This is a genomic window from Alkalihalobacterium chitinilyticum, from assembly GCF_029028005.1.
Classification (GTDB): Bacteria; Bacillota; Bacilli; order Bacillales; family Bacillaceae_F; genus Alkalihalobacterium; species Alkalihalobacterium chitinilyticum.
This window is the reverse complement of record NZ_JAOTPO010000010.1, coordinates 181,370-193,252: the sequence shown is the minus strand read 5'-3', so window position 1 is coordinate 193,252 and position 11,883 is coordinate 181,370. Positions and strand designations below refer to the sequence as shown.

At 39.9% G+C, this 11,883-nt stretch carries 12 protein-coding genes; all 12 read right to left on the bottom strand.

Annotated elements, in window-relative coordinates:
* Positions 1-168: 168 nt before the first annotated feature.
* The gene (locus N7Z68_RS15240) at positions 169-399 is read right to left on the bottom strand and encodes a hypothetical protein (RefSeq protein WP_275119341.1); all 231 of its coding nucleotides are present in this window, start codon (positions 397-399) and stop codon (positions 169-171) included.
* Between the two features lie 373 nt (positions 400-772).
* Entirely contained in the window at positions 773-2,488 is a 1,716-nt protein-coding gene (locus N7Z68_RS15235; protein ID WP_275119340.1) for an EAL domain-containing protein, read from the bottom strand.
* Positions 2,489-2,793: 305 nt separating this feature from the next.
* Positions 2,794-3,216, bottom strand: a complete 423-nt coding sequence (gene fabZ, locus N7Z68_RS15230; RefSeq protein ID WP_275119339.1) for a 3-hydroxyacyl-ACP dehydratase FabZ — start codon at positions 3,214-3,216, stop codon at positions 2,794-2,796.
* Between the two features lie 70 nt (positions 3,217-3,286).
* The gene (locus N7Z68_RS15225) at positions 3,287-3,877 is read right to left on the bottom strand and encodes a transposase (RefSeq protein WP_275119338.1); all 591 of its coding nucleotides are present in this window, start codon (positions 3,875-3,877) and stop codon (positions 3,287-3,289) included.
* Positions 3,878-4,066: 189 nt separating this feature from the next.
* Positions 4,067-4,822, bottom strand: coding sequence for a DNA-directed RNA polymerase subunit beta (locus N7Z68_RS15220; RefSeq protein WP_275119337.1), 756 nt, complete (start codon positions 4,820-4,822; stop codon positions 4,067-4,069).
* A 142-nt stretch (positions 4,823-4,964) separates the two neighbouring features.
* On the bottom strand, positions 4,965-5,810 hold the full coding sequence (locus N7Z68_RS15215) for a flagellar hook-basal body protein (RefSeq protein ID WP_275119336.1): 846 nt from the start codon (positions 5,808-5,810) through the stop codon (positions 4,965-4,967).
* Between the two features lie 13 nt (positions 5,811-5,823).
* Positions 5,824-6,642 (bottom strand): flagellar hook-basal body protein, encoded by an 819-nt coding sequence (locus N7Z68_RS15210; protein ID WP_275119335.1) that lies wholly within the window; start codon positions 6,640-6,642, stop codon positions 5,824-5,826.
* A gap of 323 nt (positions 6,643-6,965) precedes the next feature.
* A complete protein-coding gene (locus tag N7Z68_RS15205; RefSeq protein WP_275119334.1) occupies positions 6,966-7,967 on the bottom strand; it encodes a rod shape-determining protein in 1,002 nt (333 codons plus the stop codon).
* A 107-nt stretch (positions 7,968-8,074) separates the two neighbouring features.
* Positions 8,075-8,359: a sporulation transcriptional regulator SpoIIID gene (spoIIID, locus tag N7Z68_RS15200; protein ID WP_209121801.1), complete on the bottom strand. Its 285-nt coding sequence runs from the start codon at positions 8,357-8,359 to the stop codon at positions 8,075-8,077.
* A 395-nt stretch (positions 8,360-8,754) separates the two neighbouring features.
* Entirely contained in the window at positions 8,755-9,420 is a 666-nt protein-coding gene (locus N7Z68_RS15195) for a 3'-5' exonuclease (protein WP_275119333.1), read from the bottom strand.
* Between the two features lie 489 nt (positions 9,421-9,909).
* Positions 9,910-10,575 carry a class D sortase, LPxTATN-specific gene (srtD, locus tag N7Z68_RS15190; RefSeq protein ID WP_275119332.1) on the bottom strand — a complete coding sequence of 222 codons (666 nt, stop codon included), beginning with the start codon at positions 10,573-10,575 and terminating at the stop codon, positions 9,910-9,912.
* 4 nt (positions 10,576-10,579) lie between these two features.
* Positions 10,580-11,590 carry a processed acidic surface protein gene (locus tag N7Z68_RS15185; protein WP_275119331.1) on the bottom strand — a complete coding sequence of 337 codons (1,011 nt, stop codon included), beginning with the start codon at positions 11,588-11,590 and terminating at the stop codon, positions 10,580-10,582.
* Positions 11,591-11,883: the final 293 nt, after the last annotated feature.

The window sequence follows — 11,883 nt, the reverse complement described above, 5'->3', positions numbered from 1 at the left end:
TTTCATAAGCCAGTAAAACTTCATTTTTAAATTCTTTAGAATACTTACTATTAGGCATAGAAAAACTCCCCCAAGGTAAACAGATTTTTATTTTTTAATCTGTCTACCTATAGGGGAGCATATCACACATACGCAGTCTTTTTTATATAAGTATAATTGTTATTAATCTTAAGCTTCTTCTTCTTCCTCTTCTTCTTCAAGGTCAGCATCGTCTTCAGCTGGCTCTTCAAGCTCTAACTCAGCTTCTTCTTCAGCTGGTGCTTCTTCTAATTCAGCCTCTTCAGCTGGAGCTTCTTCCATTACATCGTCTTCTACTGGTGTTTCTTCTGCGTCACCACATGCAGTTAATACGCCTAAAGCTAATACAGCTGTACCTAAAGTTAATACGAATTTTTTCATTATAATCGAACCCCCGTAATGGTTTTTATTATGACTAACCATTTATTTGTTTCTGTTAGTCTGAAGCTATCTTAGCAAACGTAGAAAACTACGTCTACCTAATTCAGGGATTTTTGGTAATGTTACGTTATTATTACAAATTGTAATAGATTTTTACATATTTCATAATCGTGTGTGATTGTTTATAGTTTTGTTTGAAAGAGTTAGGCTCTTTATAGCAATGCTAGTCTTTATGGTACAGGTGATATTTAGAAATTAAATGAATGCTGAGGAACTTTGTAGACATATTCTGCAGAGGAGTGTTTATCTAATTGGGTGCCAGGTGCCTTTAACACTTTATTGTATTAAAGGTACCTGGCACCGGGTTTGATAGTTATACCACTTTTACATTTTCATTCATGCTCTGCATAATGGAACCGCATTTCTCGTAATTAAGAGGTTTACTGAACAGGTAGCCTTGTGCGTGGTGACATCCTTCGGTTTGGATCAGGTGAAGCTGTTCTTCGGTTTCTACTCCTTCACATATTACTGAGAAGTTTAAGCTCTTTGCCATCGCTATAATCAATTTGACGAGTGCCAGATTTTCTTGGTTTTGACTGTTGGTGTCTTGAATAAACGATTTATCGATTTTCAACGTATCGATTGGAATGTTTTTCAATTGACTGAGTGAGGAGTATCCTGTTCCAAAATCATCGAGCGAAAGCTGAACACCGATTTTTTTAAGTTGAATTAGCTTTTCTACTGCCTCCTGGATTTGTGTGATCGCCATGTTTTCTGTAATTTCCAAACTAAGCAGGTGAGGGTTAATTCCCGTTTCTTCGATGATCTGTTTGACTCTTTCCACAAAATCCGCTCGATCGAATTGCTTTTTTGAAATATTAACCGAGATGACGAGATCTCCGAAGCCTTCATCATGCCACTTCTTCGTTTGTAGACACGCTGTTCGAAGCACCCAATCATCAATTTTTACAATAAGCCCGGTTTCTTCAGCAGCAGGCAGAAAGGCATGCGGTGACAGGATGCCTTTTTTAGGATGATTCCAGCGGACGAGCGCTTCAATTCCGTAGGGCTTATTATTTTCTACGTTGACTTGTAGCTGGTAATAGACCTCAAATTCCTGTTTTTGTATTGCAATCCTCAGCTCTCTTTCAAGTTGTAACCGCCCTCTTGTTTCTTCGTCCATTGCGGTCGTATATTCACGGAATTGCCCTCTTCCCTCTTCTTTGGCCCTGTACATTGCGCTGTCTGCATTTTTTAATAGGGCATGAAAATCTAGACCGTGTTCGGGGTAAAAGCTTAAGCCAATACTCGTATTGGTGTATATTCTTTCACCAGAACACTCAACAGGGGCTTGGAACGACTGGACAATCCGTTTCACTTTCCGGTATGCTTCTAGTTTATCTTTTAAAGGGTGAAGTAATATCGTAAATTCATCTCCGCCAAACCGACTTACCATTCCGTCAGTTCCAACGATATGTTGCAGCCTCGTTGAAATCTGCTGAAGCAGCTGATCCCCGATGTGGTGTCCTAATGAATCATTAACTTTCTTGAAATGATCTAAATCAAGAAATAATACCGCAAACTTTTCGCGGTTATATTTAGCATGAAGCAGCGCTTCCTTTAACTGTTTTTTAAATAGAATTCGGTTTGGAAGCTGTGTTAAGGCATCGTGGTATGCAAGATGTGTAATTTGTTTTTCGGCTTGCTTTCGCTCTGTAATGTCTCGCATCATCCCTATATAAAAACAATCTTCTTCGCGTTCCTTTTTAATATGGGTGATTGTAATGAATGACCAGAATCTTTCACCGTTTTTGCGTTTATTTATAAGTTCGCCCGTCCATGTACCGTCCGTTCTAATCTTTTCCCACATTTCATTAAAAACTGAACGTGATGTTTGACCCGACTGCAAGAACCTTGGATTTTTATGAGCTACTTCCTCAAACGTGTATCCTGTGATTTTTTCAAAGGAAGGGTTAACAGCGACGATGCTCTGATTATGGTCTGTTATCATTAGGCCATCATTCATGTGATTTAATAGATGCCAAACATTTCTATGGTCTTTTGAAAACTTTTCAAGTATTGGTTTCATTACCGTTGGCTTCCAGTTGGTTTAATGTCGCCCATGAAGCCTCCCCCACTTTCTTTAAAAGTGTTTTCTCTCTATTAATAGTAGTTTGTATCCAGTCCTTTTAGATTATTTTATTATAATTCTATAAATTTCGGCAAAATCCTACTAAAAAATTTATTTTTTTAAAATATAGATTATTTTGGCAGAATTGGTAGTTGAATAATAATAGAATGATGGGGAAAATGGGGAAAGAATGAAGAGAAAATGGTGCCAGGTACCTTTAACACAATGAAGCGTTAAAGGTACCTGGCACCGGTTGTCGTTTTTTATTTGAGGGCGAACATTAACTCGGTTTCGCAGACGACTTTGCCGTCAACCGATGCTGTTGCTTTTCCTTTACCAATCGGTCCGCGCAGGCGTACGATTTCTACTTCTAAGCGTAATTGATCCCCAGGTTTCACTTGTTCTTTGAAACGGCAGTTATCGATGCCTGCAAAGAATGCGAGCTTTCCGCGGTTCTCTTCTTTCTTAAGTATAGCCACTGCACCGACTTGTGCTAATGCTTCAATAATTAATACTCCAGGCATTACCGGATAATCCGGGAAATGACCGTTAAAAAATTCTTCATTAGCTGTAACGTTTTTCAAACCAACCGCACGTTGGCCTTCTTCGACTTCTAAGATCCTGTCAATTAGTAGAAATGGATAACGATGGGGAATAATCTCTTTAATTTCTTCAATAGTTAACAAAAGCTTTACCTCCCTAAAGCACTAAAGGTACCTGGTACCGAAAATTCGAAAATTGGACCGCGCACCGAAGTTAGATTTTATTGTTATATTGTACCACAGGGAAGACTAAGTCTTGAAATTTTGATGGGCGGTCGCTATGAAGAAACTTCTGATAGTGATAGGAAGGTGGTTTGGGGAAATAGGATAGTACCGTTGACGTTGTGATATGAGGATTTTCGGTGTGATAGATATACGCTGCACAGCTGCTCCATTGATAGTCTGCCGGGTTACCTATGATACCAGCCTCTACGGGATTGAGATGAATGTATTTACTGGCATCAAGGATGTAGTCGATCGCTGGGGCTACCTTTGAATAATACCGGCCTTGAAACACATGGCCGCTTTGCATGTACCGGTCATTGTAGTATTTAGCATAGCTTACATTCAAGAAATGCATCGCGTGAGCCGGTGAGTCATCAATTGCTTCTAATAGAAGATGATAGTGGTTGCTCATGAGGCAATAAGCATGCAGATAAAATGGATGGCGCCGCCGTGCAGTCTCCATCAATTGAAGAAATTGCATGTAATCTTTTTCATCATGAAAGATCGGGAGCTTTCGGTTTCCTCGGTTTGCAATATGCAACACAGCGCCAGGATACCAAACTCTTTGTTTACGTGGCATGAGGAGGATCACTTCCTTTTTAAAGTGGAGGAATGAAACAGGGGCGCGGAAAGAGGTATAGGTGTGTAATTGATGAGAGCATCATTCTACCACCTATTATAGTAGGCAATGTGCTAGAGGTACATTTCTATCAACAAATTTTACATTTTTAACAAAAACAAAAAAAATCACCAACGAGACCTAGTAAACTTACTCGGCACCGCTGATGATGTTTACAATATGTTCCCATGTTTCGCGTTGCAGGATATCTGTCGGTGTACCGTTTCCTACCACACCGTAACCAAACATTAAACCTGCCACTAAGCTGAGACCGCATAACAAAATGACGATGACTATACGCAGCCAAATTGGGATTAAACGAATTCGTTCCCTTTTTTTCCGCTTCTTCTTATTCCTTTTTTCACGTGTATCTTTTTCTTCTTCATCCGTAGTAGCGCCAGCTTTCTCTTCCTCGTTTGCATCCGCCTGCACAGCTACTTCGCCTGAACGAGACTGAACAGCTGCTCGAGTTAGAGGTCCCTTAGTGACAATCGTATCTTGACTTAAGTCGACTGTACCTTCAGCTTCACTGGATGGATCAGAAGGTCCTGCTGATGAGTATACCTTCGTATCACTCGCTTCTTCTGTTTCCTCTTTATTCTCTCCACCATCCACTGCATCTTCAGTAGATTTCTCCGCTGGGGACTGATCAGCTCCAGAGAAAACCTTCGTTTCTTCCGCTTCATCACTCGATCTTTCCGATGCAGCTAAAACGTCAGCTTCATAGACCTTCGTTTCTCCCTCAACTTCATCCTTACTTCCTGTCTCAGGTGCAGGGCGCTGTACCGCACCACCATCACCGTCTACACGAGTCGTTGTTTCAGGTTCTGAAGTTGTAGTTGCTTCGTTTCGGTCTTGTTCTTTATCTGTATTTAGTTTGTCTTTTTCTAGATCACGATTTTCCATAACTACTCCCTGTCCTGTCATACATAGTATCGTAGGGTTAACGAGCTTGCTAGGTGATTGCCGTTTCTAAAAGCTAAGGCTAGCGCTAATCCAATCAATGCGGGAGCGTTAGCCTGTTCATCTATTTATACCATCGTAAAAACTAACGAATCGAGTTCACTAAGCCCATCATCTGGTCTGCCATTGAGATCGAGCGGGCATTAAATTGATAAGAACGTTGGGTTAAGATCATTTCGGACATCTCTCTGCCCATATCAACGTTTGACATTTCTAATGCACCTTGTCTAAGGCTGGCTTGCCCTGGTGCAACTACACCTAAAATATCAGCAGGCACGTAGCCTTGTTCAATTAAATTCCCCGGTAGTCCGAACAAATTCTCGCCAAGTTGCTCAAGAATTTGCGGTCGTTGAACTCTAACCATTTCCAACTGACCAGCGGGAACGGTAGTCGTTCCATCTCTTAGTATAACAGAGATGACCCCATTTTCATCTATTTGCACTTCTGAGTGATCAGCTGGCACAGTAATTGGACCATTTTGACCGAGGAGAAAATGCCCTTGACTGGTAACAATATTCAATGCATTCGGATTGTTAGGTGTTTGAGAAAAATAAAAAGCTCCGTCTCTCGTATAACGCACTTCACGCTCACCATTATCATTGCGTACTTCGATCTGGAAGAAATGGTTTGGATTTTGAATGGCGATATCTAGCTGTCGATCTGTCTGCTGAATGGAACCTTGCTCAGTTCTTAAGGCCGTTTGTCCAATTTTAGCACCTGATCCAACACGCAAGCCATTCGGTGTAAGACGTCCAGTTTCCATAGATGGCACGATTTGATTGTTCACTTGCTGGAATAATAAATCAGAAAACGAGGCTTCACGACGCTTAAATCCTGTTGTGTTACTGTTCGCCATATTGTTAGCGATCGTATCCATCTTTTTCTGCAATTGTCCCATTGTAACAGATGCTGTCATCATTGATGTGTTCATGTCCTACACCTCCTTAACCAATTCGTCCGACTTCATTCACAGCTTTCTCTAAGCTGCGGTCGTAAGCTTGTAAAACTTTTTGGTTGGCCTCAAAATTTCTATATGCGCTCATCATCTCAGTCATCGTTTGAGCAGAATCTACATTTGAACGCTCAATGAAGCCCTGTTGGATCTGATACGTAGCTTGTCCATTTCCAATCGCTGTTGGAAGTGCACCGTCTTCTGTAAAACGAAGTAATCCGTCTCCTTCTTTAACAAGTAGCATCGGATCTTGAGCGAGCGCTACTTGAATTTGACCTAAAGGAACTTCATCTTCTGTAAAAACAAAACCTTCTCGGTCGACACGAAATCCTTCATTACCAACTTGAATCCGTTGTCCAGCCGTATTTAGGACATTAAACCCTTGGCTGTTGACTAAAAAGCCTTGACCGTCTACTGCTAGATTTCCGTTGCGTGTATAGCGAACTTCGCCATCAGCATTTTGTACGGTAAAAAATAAAGCACCTTGTCTGCCATCCTCATTTACAGGTACCGTTCCTTGAAGAAGTGCAAGATCTGTATTATTCCCCGTTTGCTGCAGGTCACCTTGAAGGAAATTTGGCGTTCTTTCTTGTAAGTATGAACCTGTTGCCAACGAACCGACAAAATGAGAATTGGGTTTCATATTGGACGTATTCATCGCTTGAATGAGCATATTGGGAAACGAACGTAGTGACGCTTGGTCTGCTTTAAAACCAGGCGTGTTGACATTCGCTAAGTTATTTGTCAGCATTTCTTGACGCTGTTGTTGGGCAATCATCGCTGCAGCTGAACCGTAAATACCGCGAAGCATGACGTACCTCCTTATGGATGTTATGTTGTTTGTGCGGTACCAGGTACCTTTAATCGATTAACGTATTAAAGGTACCTACTTATTTTTAAGACGCACTTTATATTTTTGGGTCATCGTTTTAAATTTGCTTTTAGTCTATTCTTCTATTATATCGTCTACCTACTATAGAATGGATAGAGGTAATTTTTTCTGTTGCTGTTCATGTGGTCCAATACAGTTCTTACCAAATCCTAATTAAAGCAGGTTGCTTGGATTGGGAATAACAAAATTCACCTACAACATAGACCAGGCTTTAACCTAACCATGAATGAATCGCTTAAGTTTTACAAGCGAACTTTTCTACCTAATTTATCTAGGTTTTCTAAAAGTATGCCTGTACCTTTAGCTACGCAGTGCATCGGCTCATCTGCAATAAAAACGGGAACCTTTAGTTCTTCGGCTAAAAGTTGATCAATTCCATGCAGAAGCGCTCCTCCACCAGTTAAGATCACACCACGGTCAATGATGTCTGCCGAAAGTTCTGGTGGTGTTCTTTCAAGTACTGATTTAGCAGCTTGTACAATATACGATACTGATTCAGTAAGCGCATCTTGAATCTCATCTGATTTAACCGTTATTGTTCTTGGTAATCCACTAACCATATCACGTCCGCGAATTTCCAATTCTTCTTGACGAGCACCTGGAAATACCGTTGCTACTTGTTTTTTAATTTCTTCAGAGGTTCGTTCTCCAATCAGGAGCTTGTACTCTCTTTTAATATAGTGGAGGATGTCTTGGTCGAACTTATCCCCAGCTATTTTAATAGAAGAGGCGGTGACGATATCACCCATTGAAAGAACAGCAACATCTGTTGTCCCACCGCCTATGTCTACCACCATGTTACCGCTCGGTTGAAAGATATCCATTCCAGCACCAATCGCAGCGACTTTCGGTTCCTCCTCTAAGTAAACGTTTTTTCCACCACTTTTCTCTGCAGCTTCTCGAATCGCTTTTTGCTCTACAGACGTAATTTCTGTAGGACAACAAATTAAGATCCTCGGCTTTGAGAAAAATCCTTTGACATTAATTTTACCTAAGAAGTGTTTGAGCATTGATTCTGTGAGTTCAAAATTTGCGATAACCCCATCTTTCATGGGACGTAAAGCAACGATATTTCCTGGTGTTCGTCCGACCATTCGAAACGCTTCTTCTCCTACAGCAAGTACTTTTCCAGTCGTTGTATCCAAAGCTACAACAGATGGCTCATTTAAAACAATCCCACTCCCTTTTACATAAACAAGAACATTTGCTGTACCTAAATCAATCCCTATATCCCGTCCGAACATTAGTATTATCCTCCCTGTTTTCGCTAATCAATCGACAGCGGTTTGCTGTATCCTACTAATGTTTTATTTTATCATATTTTGTCAATACAGGGATTGATTTTTTGTTTTCAATTTTGGGTTTTTACAACTTTTTCGTTCGGTTGGTCTGATTTTTTGTACTTCACCTTCGTTGCCTCACCACCGCGTAAATGGCGTATCGACTTATGGTATTCGAGGATTTCCTTTACTTCATTTGCCAACTCTTGATTGATTTCAGGTAATCGTTCGGTTAAGTCTTTGTGTACAGTGCTCTTGGATACGCCAAACTCTTTTGCAATCGTTCGGACCGTTTTCCTTGTCTCGACGATGTACCTGCCTATCTTGATAGTACGTTCTTTGATGTAATCGTGCACACCACTCGCCTCCTAATCAATGTTGGTGATTGGTACATTTTATTAAGGCGGAAGGGTATATATACCAAAAAGTCAAGTAGGACAAGGCATTTTTTCATACGGTGAAGGAATTATGTGTGAAAAAATTATATTATTGTGAACTTTTTGAGTCTCCTTCAGAAGCGCTCAACCGTTCGTATGACGCGGTTTTTGTTTATTCCCGAGATTATATGGCAACTCCGAAAATTTTATTAGTATTTCTTTAAGTAAATAGGAAAAAAGAATGGAAGTTTCGAGACGGTGGAGTGATTTATTGGCGTAAACACATTGTGGGGAACGGTTTACGAGTGTAAAAAAAAACGGTGCCAGGTACCTTTAATGCAGTATAGCATTAAAGGTACCTGGCACCGGTTGGTTTAGAATTGGAGGACGCGGTTGCGGTTATTGGCATCTGTTACTTGGACGAGGTCAGCGAGTGTGGTCTTGCCTCGATCTTCGAGAAGGCGTAGCAGCTCAACGAAAAGATGAGCTGTTGTCAGCGCATCACCGATCGCACTGTGTCGTTCATAAATATTTGTGCCGAACGACCTTGCATACTGTTCTAAGTCGCGCATATCCCATGAAGGACAGAGATAACCGAGCATATCGAGTGTATCAATGTAGAGCGGCTGTTCGAAGGTGAATTTCGCTCGTTGAAGTTCTTTACGAAGGACCATGACATCGAAGCTTAAGTAATGACCAACCCAACCACCGCTTTTCGTCTTTTCTATAAATTGAAAAAACGACTCAATGGCTTCGACTGATTTGGGAGCGTTTTCCACGTGGTGCTGAGCAATGCCCGTCAGCGTTGTAATTTCTGGCGGAATGTTTCGTTCTGGGTTGACGTACGTTTGAAACCGATTGTCAGTTACCATTAAACCTTCGACCTGGACAGCACCTATTTCGATGACACGGTCTTTGCCACCGACAGCAAAACCTGTCGTTTCTGTATCAAATACGGTAAAAGATAAATCCCGCAACGGTGTATCAAGTGAGGGCTGTTGGTCTAGTTGGTAATGCAGTAATTTCTTTTTCCAGAACATAACAATCTCCCCTTGTTTATATTCTATATTTAAAACATTTCTTAGCTAGTTCACTACTTTGTTTTTCTAGTGAATGCTCAGTCTCTGATTTCAAATCAGGTATCTAATCCAACTAATAAGCAAGCAACTTCTTTGTTAAACGCTTACAAAAAAAAGCAAACTCTTATTTGGCTTAAAACTTGATTTGTCCTGCATTAAGCAAAAAACTGTTCATTATTTCCGCAGGAATATTTTCACTGTTATATGACAATGATTTTATTTTACCGAATTTTCAAACTTTTTTCTACACTTAATTACTAAAATTTCTAGTTTTTATTTGGGCTTTTCGAAAAAAGGGCAGATGCCCATAAAAAAAGCGTTAGTTCTTACCCTCTGAACAACATAAGGGTTAAAACTAACGCCTTCCTAATTTACTATTTTTAAGAATATCACTAGTTACTTCGTAGTACCTAATGGTAAGATGACTATATTGGTAAGCTCATATCACGCCTATTTTGTATCAAATTTTATCTCTAGATCCGTTTTCACTAAATGTGCAACTAACACATAACGTTCAGGTGCATTACCAATGAACTGAAAAGGGTAACAAGTCGTTACAGTAAGCGTCGCTCGGGGCTTAGGGACAATGACCGTTCGATCATCCTCATCGACGATACGAACCTTATTAACCCTGTAGGTAAATTGTCCAGCAATAGTTGTTACGATCAGTTCATCTCGTTCTCCGACCTCTCCTAACTTACGAAAGACTGTATCGCGATGCCCTGATAACACACTATTATCTACCTCGCCAGGTAATACGCTTCCAAGAAAGTGCCCTACCCCACGTTCTAACTCATCTTCATCTGTTCCGTGATAAATGGGCAGCGTGGCTTCAAGCTTTGGAATGTAAAGCTCACCTATTAGGTCACCTTGTTCTGGTCGAACTGGATAAAGAGGTCCATCTTCTTCTTTTTTTTCAACACTTGGAGCCTTCTCGAGAGGCGGAGGAACTTCCTTCGTAACTTCATTCACTTTATATAGCCCATACCCCTTTATTAAGGTATATGCATTGGTTGTTGTAAACCATAAGCCCCCGCCAAAAAGAACAATGCATAAAGACAGAAGAAGAAGACGCTGTTTCTTCCGTCTTCTTCTCTTATATTCTTCAAGTCTCATCGTATTAAGCCTCTTTAACTTTGAGACGACGATAAATGATACCTGCTGTTAACATCATGCCTAAGCCAATGAGTGCGTTCTGTGCCGAATTGGAAGCGGTCTTTGGCATTTTAGCTCCTTTTTCTGTCTTCACTTGATCTTTGGCTGGAGCTTTCTTTACAATTTCTTTTACTTCCTTTAAGTCTTGTGTCGGTTGTTTTATCAATTCATCACCAAACATATCAGCAGTTATGATAATATCAGCGAGGAAAACACCTTCTAGATTGTAAAGTTCTATTAATAAGTTATATCCCTCTAAACTCTCCAGCGTCACTAACGTTTGCAAAGTAATTGGCTGTTTACTTTCTTTATTTTTTCCTTGAATCAGGTAGTACTTTGCATCTAACTTAAATAGTTGCATTAAATCTGAGTAAATCGATAAAACTTCCGCAATCTCTTCAGCAGTTAAATCTGATGCACTATCAAAGTCTGGAAGTGCAAGGGCACGTTCAGCGATCTGATTTAAACGCTCTTCAAAAGCTGGGTCTTCTAAATCAAGAGTTAAAAAATGATCCATTAGTCTCTCAAGCTCTTCATCGGTTAGATCAAACTCAGCAAATAATGCATCAATCTCAGTAAATAGCTCTTCCCAGTCAATATCATCAAAATCCTGGTAGAAGATTATAGCTAGTTCAAGGTCTTCAATAAATCGGTATTCTTCTAAAAATTCTCCATGTTCAGCAAGTAACTCTTCTAATTCTTCCAGCGTTAAATCATATAAATCTAGTAACTCTTGTAACGTCTGTTCATTAATGATCGGACCAAGAAGTTCTTCTAAATCTGAGACGGAATTAAAATCGTCCAGTGACATACCATAAAAATCCTCTAAATACTCTTCTAACTCCTCTTGTGTCCATCTGAGATCAGTTAGATACTGTGATAACTCGTCCTCACTTGGTGCTGCAAAGCTTGTTGCAGAAAATGAAAATGTCAATAAAAATACGATAGAAGCCAACGATATAAAGAGACGCTTCACTAGATTTCCCCCTAAAATAAATTAGTTCCTTCATATTTAATATAGGCCGAAAAAAAGATAAAAAAAAGAATTGTAAAAAAATAGATTCCGTATATAATTAAATGTAATTTTTTAGGATGTATTTATACCTGATGCTTAAGTCTATTATTTTTTGTTCCTTGATTTATTTTCATTTAAAATAGCAAAAAAGAACCAACACAAGTGCTGGTTCGGTGTGATTATTGATTTTGCGGAATATCCAAGTGTTCATCCACTTCGCAATATCCAATAGTGGTCACTCATTTTTATCAATA

Excerpts from the sequence above, each read along its gene's own strand:
- N7Z68_RS15240 (WP_275119341.1), bottom strand. The coding sequence starts at position 399 with ATGAAAAAATTCGTATTAACTTTAGGTACAGCTGTATTAGCTTTAGGC.
- N7Z68_RS15235 (WP_275119340.1), bottom strand. The coding sequence starts at position 2,488 with ATGAAACCAATACTTGAAAAGTTTTCAAAAGACCATAGAAATGTTTGG.
- N7Z68_RS15225 (WP_275119338.1), bottom strand. The coding sequence starts at position 3,877 with ATGCCACGTAAACAAAGAGTTTGGTATCCTGGCGCTGTGTTGCATATT.
- N7Z68_RS15220 (WP_275119337.1), bottom strand. The coding sequence starts at position 4,822 with ATGGAAAATCGTGATCTAGAAAAAGACAAACTAAATACAGATAAAGAA.
- N7Z68_RS15215 (WP_275119336.1), bottom strand. The coding sequence starts at position 5,810 with ATGAACACATCAATGATGACAGCATCTGTTACAATGGGACAATTGCAG.
- N7Z68_RS15210 (WP_275119335.1), bottom strand. The coding sequence starts at position 6,642 with ATGCTTCGCGGTATTTACGGTTCAGCTGCAGCGATGATTGCCCAACAA.
- N7Z68_RS15205 (WP_275119334.1), bottom strand. The coding sequence starts at position 7,967 with ATGTTCGGACGGGATATAGGGATTGATTTAGGTACAGCAAATGTTCTT.
- N7Z68_RS15195 (WP_275119333.1), bottom strand. The coding sequence starts at position 9,420 with ATGTTCTGGAAAAAGAAATTACTGCATTACCAACTAGACCAACAGCCC.
- srtD (WP_275119332.1), bottom strand. The coding sequence starts at position 10,575 with ATGAGACTTGAAGAATATAAGAGAAGAAGACGGAAGAAACAGCGTCTT.